Here is a 15,820-nt window from a genome sequence, read left to right on the forward strand (position 1 = left end):
TCTTTTTTTGCTGAACGCCTAATTTTTGTTATTTGTCAGTGATATGATAATTGACACAAATCACAAATTTTTTCAATCTTGTTCGAGTCTTTAGAGGACGGAAACGGGGGAAAAGTTGCATCACGGGTTTGGAATTCAGCTTTTGAGTTTTAAAGACCAAACATCGAACTACGAAGCGAAAGCGATCGCAGCAGAAATCCTGCGACGCAACATGAATTGAAGGATGAAACTGGAATATACGGAAATGCTAACATGTTGCGATGCAGATTGGAGCGAAGAGCGCGGTTTTTCTTCGCGGAAGCGAAGAAAAATTCGCCCCACTGTCCCCAGTTTTCCGTGCTCAGTCGTCAGTTCTCCGAATCGTTTTTCCTTTAAAACAAAGATCGTAAGTTTAATCACGATCTTTTCGTTTCATATATCCTTTGTCATACCTCTGACCGTTTTCAGTTTTTTGTCCTCCAGTTCTCTGGACGCTCAAAGTGTGCCGACGCTTGGATCGACAAAACAATTTGCAAACGACGAATTAAAACCTTACGTGGACGCGGCAAAAGCCGGAGCCACGGATTCGGGAACGTTTTTAAATTCGGTGAACAACGGAGAACAAGTATTAGAAGCCGCTTGGGAAACGGGAGTCAACGCGGAGATAGAAGCGATCGTGGGTGGAGTGAATAACTCGGACACGGTGAATAACGTAAATGTTTACAAAGACGCTGTAAGAGCTCAGTTGGAATTGCAGAAACAACAGGCAAAGAACCAATGGATCGCGGACGTAAACGCGTACATACAAGCAGAGTTACAAATCTTTTTAGCGACATTATCCCAAAACACATCGAACAACGTAACATCGACGAACACAAATGCGGTGAATACGATCAATCCGACTGTGCAAACTGTAACCACTACTCCTGCCGCCCAAGCAACAAACCCCGCACAAGCGGCACAGAGTTATTACCAAGGAACCCAGCTCTGGGATTCTAAATGGCAGGATTTACTTAACAAACAAAACACCTGGGAACAGAATTCCTTAAATGCGATCCAGAATGGAATCCTGCAATGGAATCAATCGATTACAGGACTCGAAAATGATAAATTAAGTTATTTGAATGGAATCGAACAAACAAAAGCCCAGTGGTTGGCGAACAAACAATTGATTGCAAACGCTCAAAGCCAAATGAGAAACGCGCTTCAATCCACAATTACAAATATACGTTCTCAAGAAAATCAATTGAAAACAAATGCATCGAGTGATCCGAGTTTGACATCCGTGTTTGGGGACATGGACGAATTGTTGGAAGATCTACAGGATGCTCTGAATTCTAACGCATCCCTCGGCACGTTAGCGCAAACACTGGGAAATTTTTTCCAAAGTCAGATTTCAAACGCAACCGCAAAAGCCGACTACTGGAATATTACCAAATGGCAAGAGACGTATGCGACACAGACGGTTGCGTATTCTCAGATCGTGGGGAACTCTTCCATAAGCTGTACGAATTATGAAGGATCAGGATGTAACAACGTAGCCAGTGGGAATCGATCGATCGTATACAACAGTAATGGAAGTGTATATGGATGGAGAGCGAGCAGCGGTTCTTTGGTCTATCAATCGGATGAAACCGGCACGGTGGGCCAAGGTTCATATGGTTCGTCCGCATATATTGAAAACTCACATTACCAAATCAGTTGTCAAGCATGGGATTTCGGCGGAACTTGTGTCGGTGGATTTGGAGGTTACGAGTCCAACGGTGTCTATTGTGGTGACAGATTCGAATTCTGCGGATATACCCGAGACACAGTTATCGACCAAAACTATACAGTATTTGCAAGCGGGACGTTCAACCAACAACAGATAACAAACAACAATAATATTCGAAATGCAATATTCGGAAGTTATAACACTGCATTTGGACAATCCTCCCAAGCGGGAAATGCAGTTTCCGGATCGAGTGTTGCATTGGAAACAAAAGTATATTTGGGAGGAAGCGCTTTAAATAGTTCCAACTGGTATGGATCGTTGGGATTGAATAACCAAGTTCAAATACAAACGAAATACAAATACATAGACTCTGCGATGCAAGCAAACCAGAACTTTTGGACGAGTATGAAAACTCAGTTTACAAATATTGCATCTACATTTTTGTCCTTGGTCAATCCGTTGAAAGACTGGGAAGAAAGATCGCAAACATACGAAGAAGAATACCAAGCAAAACTATTAGAACTGGAACAAACGAAACAATCTACAATTTCCAACTATGATAATCAGATTAATCTCATGAAGGCGGCAAGAGGAGCCTGGGTCACAGAAGTTTACGGTTACCAAATGGCAGGAATTGCAGGAAGCGCGGATAACGCAAATAGCCAATACAGAAGCGGACAAGAGAATTGGGATAATACGATATCAATCTTCCAACAATCGGAACTCAACTGGTATTTATCCGCAAAAGATATATTACAACAAGCGGTAACTGCAACTGACGGAGAAACACAATTCCAAACAAACGCAATTCCGCAAGCAAACCAACTACAAACACAAATTACAAACTCGGAGACAAATACAACCGGGCTTTACAACGCAGCAACAGGTTTGTATCAAACGTATCAATATGCAGCGGCAGGAAACGTAATGCAACAAGCATTAACGAATCAACAAAACCAAACAAGTTGGAACGGACAAGGAGCCAACCTCTCTCAAACAATCGCGGATTCTTTTGGAAGAAGCGAAGCCTACAAAACAGCAGAACTCAGCGCAAGTAATCGAATCAATGCACTGGCACAAACGATTTACGGAAACGGGGCATATATCGTAGACAATATAGAGTTGCAAACACTCCAAACCCAAATTACAACGAGCGGACAAAACCAAACGTTTTGGCAAAATGAAATCAATGGAACCAACGGAGGATTTAACTTTAACGGTCGCAACAACACAAGCCAAGCAAAAGAAACCTTGTATACGAACATGATCGCAGACATTGCAGTCGCGACAACACTACAAGCAGAAGTAGTCGATGAAGAGATCACATATTTAAAAACCGCAAACGAATACTTTGAGAAATCCGAAAGATATCAAGAGTTAGCAGACAAAGCAAGAAGCGAAGCAAAATTCGACGAAGCAGCGCTATACACTGGTTATGCGGTGAGAGAAAAAAACAACGCTTTAGGATATTTAAAAAAGAAATACTACAACTTGGGAGAAGAAATTACGAGTGAAATAGACAACCGAGGATTGACATATACCAAAAATTCTTTCCTAAGTTACAGAGATAACCTACTCAACAAAAACTTTCAAAATACAACTCAAGTTCAAAAACAAATCCAAGAAGGAAAGAATCAAGTAGCAGGAATTATTTCCGAAGGAGAAAGTTACAACCAAATCCAAGGAATGATCCAAACAGCGACCAACTTAAACAAACAAGGAGAAGAAAACAAAGAAAGAGTAGAACGGTTGCTACTCGAATCGAAGGAATTAGCAAACCGTAATATCGGAGAAGGACTCTTGGATGGATTGCAAGAAATGATCGCAAGCATACAAAGCACACTCCCACAAGAAGTAAGCGCAAACGGAGTGAGCCAATACATACAAGCACAAGAGAAAGAGCTGGAAGAAAAACAAAAAAAGGCAGATGAACTACTTGCCCACATGAATTCACTTGTGACAAACCAAAACGATTTGAATGCATTACAAACCCTACTCCAAGGAAGCAGCCAAGCAATCAACCTAGCAGCAAACAGCGCGGTATCTAAATACTTAGACGACTACGCAAAGAAACTTCAAAAAGACAACGAAGAAAGAAGTAACCAACTTCAAAAGACGTTACTCGAAGCTCTGACGAACGGAGAAGATTACAAATATCTCCGAGACGCAGGATATTCTTTCCGAACGGATGGAGAAGGAATATCCGCGTATCGACAGATCTACAGCGGAGAAATTGAAATCGACGGAAGTGCGATGAAGAGCACGAGTTATTCTCCCGATTTAGAATATCAATATATTAGAATAGACACAAAATTCAATCCAGGAAACTTGAGCGTGGATATGATGAATCCAAACGCGACAAGATTCAACGCGGAAATGGTACTGGGAGTTAAAAACTACATCGACAATCTCCAAAAGAACGTGGAGACGATGTTTGCTCAGTTCAGCGACAAAACAAACGAGATCAAAGAAGAATACGCACAGAATCAAGAAATCCGAGACTACAAAAAGGAACTCTACAAAGAAAATCGGGATACAACGGTAGCCTCCTTTCAAGCTTTACCAGGCGACTTGAAAGGCATGTTCGAAGGAGAAATGGGAGGACTCAAAAATTATCACGAACAAGGATCGAAATACAACTTCGGAACAGAAAGTTTCAAAGGCCAAAGCGGAGATATGAAGAAGATTGGAAAGGCGATGTATGAAGGAGCAAACATTGACGACACAGTTTTTGGAGGAAGCAGAGAATTAAAAGGCTCGGTGAGCGTCAAAGGCATACCCGTAGAAATTAGCTACGGAATGCAGTATTTGATCGTAACATCCGGATTTGATATATCGAATTTAGGCTACAACTTCAACTTGAAGTTAGTGGGAACTCAAAACGCAGAGAGTCAACTCTCGAACGTAAATCAAAAATATGCCGTCTACTCCGAAGACATTGAGTCTCGGATCGAAAAACAAGCAAAGGCGAATGACGCGGAGAAAGAAAGCAAGGGTTTTCTGTTTACAATTTTGAATGGAATGAACGGCGGATCCGGAAGCATGGGCCAAAGATTTACCCAAGCCGTGAAGTCGGAAGCACAAAGCCGCATAACGGGAGCCGTTGCGGAAGCAACCGGATTACCTGCAAGTCTTGTCGGAGCTTTAGTCGGTGGAAGTAGTATGAAAGACGCAGTGAAAGCGTATGTCAAAGACGAGACTGTAAACGCAATTTCGAAAGCAACCGGAATCCCGACATGGCTCATCTCCAATCAGATGGAGAAGATGAACAAGCCGAAAGAACAATGGTATCAAAGCCAAGAGTTCCAAATAGTAACAACAGTTGTAGCGGTTGCAGCAGCGCCCTTCACCGGCGGAGCTTCTCTGATGGTCGCTATGGCAGTGGGTGCAGGCCTGGGTGCCGCCACAGGAGCTGCAAGCGGAGGATTAAAAGGTGCGCTCGTCGGTGCTGTGGGTGGAGCTGCAGGAGCTGCTGTCAAAAGTTTTACAGGAGGAGCGGTTAACGTAGGCCTCAGCTACTCCGCAGAAAATGGATTTGGTGCAAGCGTAGGAGTCGGATATGGACCCGCTACAGCAACAGTGGGAATCTCCGAGCGAGGCGGAACATCGGTAGATGTCGGTTTAACGAAAGGCGGATTCAATGCAGGACTCAGCTACAACAGTAAAACAGGAAGCGTAAGTGGAAACGCGGGATTTACATCCCAAAACGGAACGGGCTTAGCACTCAGTTACAACGAAGGAGACGGATTTGGTGCAAGCCTTAGTAAAAGTTTTAGTAATGGAGTCAATGGCGGAATCAGTTGGAGCGAGAAAGGCGGTGTCGGTGGAAACATCGGATACGAAGCTCCTGGAGACAAAGACAAAGCGAAGAATTCACTTGCAAATCAAATGAAAGGAGCCGGTGGAACTTTAAGTTTCAATCAAAGAGACGGAGTATCAGCAGCGCTTAACGCATCGGGAGGAGTCAATGCAGGAAACTGGAGTGAGTCCGGAGGATTCCAAGCAAACACAAACTTTTTAGCCGACAAGTGGAAGGCAGACTTTATTTCCGGAAAAGCGAAAGAAGACGCGGATGCGCAAGAAGCATCCAGAGGCGCGCAAAGCAAAAATAATCAAGAATCTGGAGCAGCGGCGATCGCGGGTGCAGGGATTGAAACTCAAAGAAGAGAAGAAGACGGAATCCTCGATCACATTCTGGGTAAGGCGGCTGAGACGTTAGGCGGCGGTCTGGATTGGGTTGGTAACAAGATCGATGGAGCAATCGACAGCGTTGTCGGAGTTGCCTCAAGTGCTTGGGATGGTGCTAAGAACGCGTTCGGTGGCAATGAAACGCTGAGTATGCAGTCACTGCATCACGAGAATATCGGAGATGGTGCTGCATATGGTGCGTCGGACTCAACCGAAAGCGCCTCCGATCGTCACTTGCGAGTTGGTGAAGATGCAATATCAAATCACTTAGACAAACAAAGAAGTGAAAAGCCTTATTTGCAAAAAGGCGAAGTCGATGTAAGTATGCATCCTGATTATCACAAAAAGCTAATCAACATGGAACTTGAATCGGGAACTAGCGGAGGCAATTTGATCCGAAATGAAAAAACCGGAAAGCTGTATTACAGAACGGAAGGTCTCGGAGCGGATCATACGTTGATCCCAACCAATCCAAACGAAAGAGTGAAAGCTCCTTGGACTCAAACGGAATTACATACTGACAAAGCTAATGGAGTTTACTCCGGGGATTATCATGCAGCGAAAGGAGCGGCGCAATCGGTTTGGGGTCCGGAAGGTGGTACGTTTAAGATAAAGGAAATAAATAAGCGAAGCTTAGGCGGTAACGAAATCGTAACAGAAACTATGATCAATGGTAAGAAAATCGTGGAATATCATCGACATGTTCTGAATCAAATGCCGGATGTAGCGTATAATGCTTTCAAAAACAAAACTCCATTGCCGTACGGAACTCCGATTGGATATACAGGAATTACAGGAAACATGGCTGTATCGATCAATACAAACAAGAATAGTCCAAGATTTGGAATGTTATCCGCACCGGCATATCATATGCACACGAAAGTAGATAACGCCGAAACACATTCCGGATTTATTCAAGGTGTGACGTTTGGTCCAGAGGTAAGACAATCTCAAGGATTGCCCGCTTTTGACTATACAAGTCATTACAAGAAGAAAGCATTAGATTTATTAACTGGAGGAAATTGATGAAAACGAAGTTGATAGCGATTTTAATTTTAGGATTGGCGGGAACTATGGGAATTTTTGCGGAAAAAAGTCTGAAAGAAAAGGCATATGAGTATTACAGCTCCATCAGCCCAAGTTTCAAACAATATGAAGAAAAATTGGAACCGGAGAAATTTGATAACTTAGGAATGAAGGAAATGACGGATGAAGGAATGCAATACCTTGTTGTGTTTCCCAATTTGGACACATTGAATTTAAGCGATTCCAAAATCACAGATGAAGGGTTGAAACAGATTTCTACGCTTCCAAAATTAGAATCTCTGTCTTTGCTAAGAACTAAAATAACCAACAAAGGAATTGAACATATTTCTAAAAGTAAAACGATTACTCGGCTTCATTTAGATGAAATTACTACTATTGATGACGGCTGTATTCCTCATTTGTTGAAAATGAAACAACTTTCAATGTTAGAGCTGTCTGGTACGGAAATTTCCGAACAAGGATTGAAAAAGCTGAGAAAGGGATTGCCGAAGGCTGGTGTTACAACTCAGTGATTCCGAGCACATTCCAAGTGCAAACTGGACTAAACGGTTCACAAAAGTGAACCGGCATGAAAGTTGCAGGGATGATGTGAAGAGAGACATCACATTATAAAAGTGTAAATGATGATTGGGTTAATTACCGGATTTGAAACCTGTATTCTAACAAACTCCGCAGGATGTAACTTTATTAAGGAGGTATCTTTGTTTTTTAGCGTCTTTCGATTGTTGGTTTAGCAAATTAGAATCAATGGATTTACCGCGAAAGATTTCGGAAGGAGTGAGTAGATAACGGCCGGCTCTGTTGGGCCGTTGATCGTTGTAGATGGGAATCCATTCGGACAATTTTTGAATCAAAGATTGTCTATTAGGAATATCTAAATGATGAAGGCACTGATACTTTGTGATTTTGTGGATTGCCTCTATGGGACTGTTAGAAAATGAAACGTCTTTACCTGCGGTAATTTTGTTGATTGGAAGCTTGTAATCAAAAATCATTCTGTCGAGAGCGCCTTGATTTTCGGGCCCCCCGTCGGTCATCAAATGAACGAAAGAAGATTCTTTAGAAAGATTGAGATTGATTAAAGGAAAAAGATCGGGTAAGGTCAATTTGGAAAAAGAGGTTTGATACTTGGAAATGGCTTCCTCGACTAACGAAGCACAGATGTCGCTGTCGACTTGGGCAGCGACTCTAAACGCTAAAATCATCTTAGAGAAGTTATCAATCAAGATGTAAATATGAGATTTGACGTTGTCTTTGGTGACAAACTGAGTGATATCGCAATGCCAAACTTCATTGGGACGGTAGGTTTTAAAACCTTCTTTCTTTAGCTTCTTAAACTTGTTTGAAAAGAGTTCGGGACGAATCACTCTTGCCCATTTGTAAAAGGAAGATAAGCTGCAATGCAGAATGTCGTTTTTTCTAGCGTATCCCCAAATGGAAGAAAGAGGCCAAAACAAAGTAGCTTTTTCCAAAAGAAGATTTTTTAAAGAATCGATTTCCTTGACTGAAATCTGACCGACAAACCGCTTGTGGCAGAGTTTTTCCCAGGAACTACTACATCGGAACCGCACTTGGAAAAACCAGCTGTGAAAAGTGGACTTTGAGATATGAAACTTCCTTAATGTTCTTTCGAATCCAAGGTCGTCCCTTACTCTTTGAATGGTACGGACGATTTTTTCTTTAACTTGAATTGAGTTTTTCATCTTTTTCGGAAGAGATTTGATCTGAAGAAGACATAGTTTGATTTTTGCAAGAGCGATGATCCCTTTTTGAAGGGTAAGAGAGTTTTCCAAGCGTATGGAAAGGTAGTTAGCTTCTCTTTGAAGATTCGGCTCCATCCCGTTAAACCGAAACCCGTAGATATGACGAAAGGAATCTGGATCTTTGTTTTTTAGAGAGTGAACGGTGGATTTCGGTAACCCTTTGAGCTGCTCGGAAGTAATAACGCCGTTAGCGACATTGAATTTCCAGAATGTATCGTATGAATTCCTGTTTTTTTTAGGGATTGTAGGAAGTATGACTGATGAATGGGTCGCTGTCTGCATGTTATCTGTGAATACATCGTAATATTTTCATCACAATATGAATCTTTTTTTGCTGAACGCCTAATTTTTGTTATTTGTCAGTGATATGATAATTGACACAAATCACAAATTTTTTCAATCTTGTTCGAGTCTTTAGAGGACGGAAACGGGGGAAAAGTTGCATCACGGGTTTGGAATTCAGCTTTTGAGTTTTAAAGACCAAACATCGAACTACGAAGCGAAAGCGATCGCAGCAGAAATCCTGCGACGCAACATGAATTGAAGGATGAAACTGGAATATACGGAAATGCTAACATGTTGCGATGCAGATTGGAGCGAAGAGCGCGGTTTTTCTTCGCGGAAGCGAAGAAAAATTCGCCCCACTGTCCCCAGTTTTCCGTGCTCAGTCGTCAGTTCTCCGAATCGTTTTTCCTTTAAAACAAAGATCGTAAGTTTAATCACGATCTTTTCGTTTCATATATCCTTTGTCATACCTCTGACCGTTTTCAGTTTTTTGTCCTCCAGTTCTCTGGACGCTCAAAGTGTGCCGACGCTTGGATCGACAAAACAATTTGCAAACGACGAATTAAAACCTTACGTGGACGCGGCAAAAGCCGGAGCCACGGATTCGGGAACGTTTTTAAATTCGGTGAACAACGGAGAACAAGTATTAGAAGCCGCTTGGGAAACGGGAGTCAACGCGGAGATAGAAGCGATCGTGGGTGGAGTGAATAACTCGGACACGGTGAATAACGTAAATGTTTACAAAGACGCTGTAAGAGCTCAGTTGGAATTGCAGAAACAACAGGCAAAGAACCAATGGATCGCGGACGTAAACGCGTACATACAAGCAGAGTTACAAATCTTTTTAGCGACATTATCCCAAAACACATCGAACAACGTAACATCGACGAACACAAATGCGGTGAATACGATCAATCCGACTGTGCAAACTGTAACCACTACTCCTGCCGCCCAAGCAACAAACCCCGCACAAGCGGCACAGAGTTATTACCAAGGAACCCAGCTCTGGGATTCTAAATGGCAGGATTTACTTAACAAACAAAACACCTGGGAACAGAATTCCTTAAATGCGATCCAGAATGGAATCCTGCAATGGAATCAATCGATTACAGGACTCGAAAATGATAAATTAAGTTATTTGAATGGAATCGAACAAACAAAAGCCCAGTGGTTGGCGAACAAACAATTGATTGCAAACGCTCAAAGCCAAATGAGAAACGCGCTTCAATCCACAATTACAAATATACGTTCTCAAGAAAATCAATTGAAAACAAATGCATCGAGTGATCCGAGTTTGACATCCGTGTTTGGGGACATGGACGAATTGTTGGAAGATCTACAGGATGCTCTGAATTCTAACGCATCCCTCGGCACGTTAGCGCAAACACTGGGAAATTTTTTCCAAAGTCAGATTTCAAACGCAACCGCAAAAGCCGACTACTGGAATATTACCAAATGGCAAGAGACGTATGCGACACAGACGGTTGCGTATTCTCAGATCGTGGGGAACTCTTCCATAAGCTGTACGAATTATGAAGGATCAGGATGTAACAACGTAGCCAGTGGGAATCGATCGATCGTATACAACAGTAATGGAAGTGTATATGGATGGAGAGCGAGCAGCGGTTCTTTGGTCTATCAATCGGATGAAACCGGCACGGTGGGCCAAGGTTCATATGGTTCGTCCGCATATATTGAAAACTCACATTACCAAATCAGTTGTCAAGCATGGGATTTCGGCGGAACTTGTGTCGGTGGATTTGGAGGTTACGAGTCCAACGGTGTCTATTGTGGTGACAGATTCGAATTCTGCGGATATACCCGAGACACAGTTATCGACCAAAACTATACAGTATTTGCAAGCGGGACGTTCAACCAACAACAGATAACAAACAACAATAATATTCGAAATGCAATATTCGGAAGTTATAACACTGCATTTGGACAATCCTCCCAAGCTGGGAACGCGGTGGCCGGATCGGGTGTGGCTCTTGAAACCAAAGTATATTTAGGCGGAACCGCTTTAAATAGTTCCAACTGGTATGGATCTTTGGGATTGAACAACCAAGTTCAAATACAAACCAAATACAAATACATAGACTCTGCAATGCAAGCGAACCAAAACTTTTGGACGAGCATGAAAACACAGTTTACAAATATTGCATCTACTTTTTTGTCTCTGGTTAATCCGTTGAAAGACTGGGAAGAAAGATCGCAAACATACGAAGAAGAATACCAAGCAAAACTATTAGAACTGGAACAAACGAAACAATCTACAATTTCCAACTATGATAATCAGATTAATCTCATGAAGGCGGCAAGAGGAGCCTGGGTCACAGAAGTTTACGGTTACCAAATGGCAGGAATTGCAGGAAGCGCGGATAACGCAAATAGCCAATACAGAAGCGGACAAGAAAACTGGGACAACACAATATCAATCTTCCAACAATCGGAACTCAACTGGTATTTATCCGCAAAAGATATATTACAACAAGCGGTAACTGCAACTGACGGAGAAACACAATTCCAAACAAACGCAATTCCGCAAGCAAACCAACTACAAACACAAATTACAAACTCGGAGACAAATACAACCGGGCTTTACAACGCGGCCACCGGACTTTACCAAACGTATCAATATGCAGCGGCAGGAAACGTAATGCAACAAGCATTAACGAATCAACAAAACCAAACAAGTTGGAACGGACAAGGAGCCAACCTCTCTCAAACAATCGCGGATTCTTTTGGAAGAAGCGAAGCCTACAAAACAGCAGAACTCAGCGCAAGTAATCGAATCAATGCACTGGCACAAACGATTTACGGAAACGGGGCATATATCGTAGACAATATAGAGTTGCAAACACTCCAAACCCAAATTACAACGAGCGGACAAAACCAAACGTTTTGGCAAAATGAAATCAATGGAACCAACGGAGGATTTAACTTTAACGGTCGCAACAACACAAGCCAAGCAAAAGAAACCTTGTATACGAACATGATCGCAGACATTGCAGTCGCGACAACACTACAAGCAGAAGTAGTCGATGAAGAGATCACATATTTAAAAACCGCAAACGAATACTTTGAGAAATCCGAAAGATATCAAGAGTTAGCAGACAAAGCAAGAAGCGAAGCAAAATTCGACGAAGCAGCGCTATACACTGGTTATGCGGTGAGAGAAAAAAACAACGCTTTAGGATATTTAAAAAAGAAATACTACAACTTGGGAGAAGAAATTACGAGTGAAATAGACAACCGAGGATTGACATATACCAAAAATTCTTTCCTAAGTTACAGAGATAACCTACTCAACAAAAACTTTCAAAATACAACTCAAGTTCAAAAACAAATCCAAGAAGGAAAAAACGCTGTAGCAGGAATTATTTCCGAAGGAGAAAGTTACAACCAAATCCAAGGAATGATCCAAACGGCGACAAACCTAAACAAACAAGGAGAAGAAAACAAAGAACGAGTGGAACGGTTGCTACTCGAATCCAAAGAATTAGCAAACCGTAATATCGGAGAAGGACTCTTGGATGGATTGCAAGAAATGATCGCAAGCATACAAAGCACACTCCCACAAGAAGTAAGCGCAAACGGAGTGAGCCAATACATACAAGCACAAGAGAAAGAGCTGGAAGAAAAACAAAAAAAGGCAGACGAACTACTTGCCCACATGAATTCACTTGTGACAAACCAAAACGATTTGAATGCATTACAAACCCTACTCCAAGGAAGCAGCCAAGCAATCAACTTGGCAGCAAACAGCGCAGTGTCCAAATACTTAGACGATTACGCAAAGAAACTTCAAAAAGACAACGAAGAAAGAAGTAACCAACTTCAAAAGACGTTACTCGAAGCTCTGACGAACGGAGAAGATTACAAATATCTCAGAGACGCAGGATATTCTTTCCGAACGGATGGAGAAGGAATATCCGCTTACAGACAGATCTACAGCGGAGAAATCGAAATCGACGGCAGTGCGATGAAGAGCACGAGTTATTCTCCCGATTTAGAATATCAATATATTAGAATAGACACAAAATTCAATCCAGGAAACTTGAGCGTGGATATGATGAATCCAAACGCGACAAGGTTCAACGCAGAAATGGTACTGGGAGTTAAAAACTACATCGACAATCTCCAAAAGAACGTAGAGACGATGTTTGCTCAGTTCAGCGACAAAACAAACGAGATCAAAGAAGAATACGCACAGAATCAAGAAATCCGAGACTACAAAAAGGAACTCTACAAAGAAAATCGGGATACAACGGTAGCCTCCTTTCAAGCTTTACCAGGCGACTTGAAAGGCATGTTCGAAGGAGAAATGGGAGGACTCAAAATTATCACGAACAAGGATCGAAATACAACTTCGGAACAGAAAGTTTCAAAGGCCAAAGCGGAGATATGAAGAAGATCGGCAAAGCGATGTATGAAGGAGCAAACATTGACGACACAGTTTTTGGAGGAAGCAGAGAACTCAAAGGCTCGGTGAGCGTCAAAGGCATACCTGTAGAAATTAGCTACGGAATGCAGTATTTGATCGTAACATCCGGATTTGATATATCGAATTTAGGCTACAACTTCAACTTGAAGTTAGTGGGAACTCAAAACGCAGAGAGTCAACTCTCGAACGTAAATCAAAAATATGCCGTCTACTCCGAAGACATTCAAAATAGAATCGAGAAACAAGCAAAGGCGAATGACGCGGATAAGGAAAGCAAGGGATTTCTATTTACAATTTTGAATGGAATGAACGGCGGATCCGGAAGCATGGGACAAAGATTTACCCAAGCGGTGAAGTCGGAAGCACAAAGCCGCATAACGGGAGCCGTGGCCGAAGCAACTGGATTACCTGCAAGTCTCGTAGGGGCACTTGTCGGTGGAAGTAGCATGAAAGACGCAGTGAAAGCGTATGTCAAAGACGAGACCGTAAACGCAATTTCGAAAGCAACCGGATTACCTACATGGCTTATCTCCAATCAGATGGAGAAGATGAACAAACCGAAAGAACAATGGTATCAAAGCCAAGAGTTCCAAATGGTGACAACAGTGGTAGCAGTAGCGGCAGCGCCCTTCACCGGCGGAGCTTCTCTGATGGTCGCTATGGCAGTGGGTGCAGGCCTGGGTGCCGCCACAGGAGCTGCAAGCGGAGGATTAAAAGGTGCGCTCGTCGGTGCTGTGGGTGGAGCTGCAGGAGCTGCTGTCAAAAGTTTTACCGGAGGAGCGGTTAACGTAGGCCTTAGCTACTCCGCAGAGAACGGATTCGGTGCAAGCGTAGGAGTCGGCTATGGACCTGCCACAGTGAGCGTCGGCATCTCCGAACGAGGCGGAACATCGGTGGATGTCGGTTTAACAAAAGGCGGATTTAACGCAGGACTGAGCTACAACAGTAAAACAGGAAGTGTAAGTGGAAACGCGGGATTTACATCCCAAAACGGAACGGGCTTAGCACTCAGTTACAACGAAGGAGACGGATTTGGTGCAAGCCTTAGTAAAAGTTTTAGTAATGGAGTCAATGGCGGAATCAGTTGGAGCGAGAAAGGTGGTGTCGGTGGAAACATCGGATACGAAGCTCCTGGAGACAAAGACAAAGCGAAGAATTCACTTGCAAATCAAATGAAAGGAGCCGGTGGAACTTTAAGTTTCAATCAAAGAGACGGAGTATCAGCAGCGCTTAACGCATCGGGAGGAGTCAATGCAGGAAACTGGAGTGAGTCAGGTGGATTCCAAGCAAACACGAACTTTTTAGCCGACAAGTGGAAGGCCGACTTTATTTCCGGAAAAGCGAAAGAAGACGCGGATGCGCAAGAAGCATCCAGAGGCGCTCAAAATAGGAACAATCAAGAATCTGGAGCAGCGGCGATCGCAGGGGCTGGAGTTGAGGTTGCGGGGAGAAAGAATGACGGTGACGGAGATGCAAGTCATGGAACGTCCTCCGATCCGAATAATTCTAAAAAACCTGATTCTCCTGAGCATAATTTAGATGAAAGAATTTCTAAATTGAAGAGAGAGCTTGAAGAAGGAGTCTCACTTGCAAGTGGTAACGGTGCAATGGATGAATCCGGTATCACTCCAGAGAAAGTAGCGGCGAAAATCATTTCCCAAAAAATGGATGAATTGAAACATTTAGAAAGCCAAAGGGCTGGGTTGAAGCAACAGTCTGACAGATCAGCCGAGCTAAGGGCTCCGGCCGACAAGGGAAATCAGGAAAAGACAAATTCAAATACGACGAGTAAAGGCGGTGGTTTAACTGAATATTCGAATGGAGCCAGAACACCAATCCCATTTAAAGAAGGAAGAGATGGCGTCTTCTCTGAACCTCGAACAAATCAATTACACGGTGCGGTTGATTTGATGACTCCGATTGGAACTCCTATTGTAGCTGTAGCGGATGGTAAAGTTTCTTTACTTCATGATAAACCGGATAATTTTCTAAGAAATAGCGATCCTAATAAAGTGAATAAAAACGATAAAGGGGGGGCAACAATTTCAATCGAGCACACGAATGCGAATGGAGAAAAGGTATATACATATTATGCTCATAACTCAGAAATTCTTGTTAAACCCGGTCAAATCGTAAAAAAAGGAGATTTAATTTCACTATCCGGCCAATCTGGAAACACTCCAGGAGGGCCACATATGCATTTTACGATTTACAAACCTACGAATGGTAAGTTAAAAGAAACTGATCCAATGCTTTTTGATTGGAATAAATTTGAGGGTAAAAATTAGAAATTATGAAAAGAATCATTTTTTTGCTTATATTAGTTGTTGCATGTTCAAAATTTGCTTCTGAAAAACAGAAATTTTCATCCAACGTAAAATTGCCTTTATACAAAGA

General features: G+C 42.6%; 4 protein-coding genes and 1 pseudogene. 4 read left to right on the forward strand and 1 reads right to left on the reverse strand.

Going from position 1 to position 15,820, the window contains the following annotated elements:
* The first annotated feature begins 223 nt into the window (after positions 1-223).
* Entirely contained in the window at positions 224-6,907 is a 6,684-nt protein-coding gene (locus tag LEP1GSC190_RS15470) for a hypothetical protein (protein ID WP_237578314.1), read from the forward strand.
* The gene (locus LEP1GSC190_RS15475; protein ID WP_002763976.1) at positions 6,907-7,440 is read left to right on the forward strand and encodes a leucine-rich repeat domain-containing protein; all 534 of its coding nucleotides are present in this window, start codon (positions 6,907-6,909) and stop codon (positions 7,438-7,440) included. Before LEP1GSC190_RS15470 ends, LEP1GSC190_RS15475 begins: the two co-directional genes overlap by 1 nt.
* 147 nt (positions 7,441-7,587) lie before the next feature.
* Here LEP1GSC190_RS15475 and LEP1GSC190_RS15480 read toward each other — a convergent pair whose 3' ends face one another.
* Positions 7,588-8,973: a DDE-type integrase/transposase/recombinase gene (locus LEP1GSC190_RS15480; RefSeq protein WP_117344641.1), complete on the reverse strand. Its 1,386-nt coding sequence runs from the start codon at positions 8,971-8,973 to the stop codon at positions 7,588-7,590.
* 265 nt (positions 8,974-9,238) lie between these two features.
* Here LEP1GSC190_RS15480 and LEP1GSC190_RS21205 point away from each other — a divergent pair.
* Together LEP1GSC190_RS21205 and LEP1GSC190_RS21210 are read left to right on the forward strand one after the other, a co-directional pair.
* Positions 9,239-13,384 (forward strand): annotated as a pseudogene (locus LEP1GSC190_RS21205) (hypothetical protein); the annotation flags it as partial.
* Positions 13,384-15,711 (forward strand): peptidoglycan DD-metalloendopeptidase family protein, encoded by a 2,328-nt coding sequence (locus LEP1GSC190_RS21210; RefSeq protein WP_420844266.1) that lies wholly within the window; start codon positions 13,384-13,386, stop codon positions 15,709-15,711. The pseudogene LEP1GSC190_RS21205 and the gene LEP1GSC190_RS21210, both read left to right, overlap by 1 nt.
* The last annotated feature ends 109 nt before the right edge of the window (positions 15,712-15,820 follow it).

It is taken from the genome of Leptospira mayottensis 200901116 (assembly GCF_000306675.2).
Lineage (GTDB): Bacteria > Spirochaetota > Leptospiria > Leptospirales > Leptospiraceae > Leptospira > Leptospira mayottensis.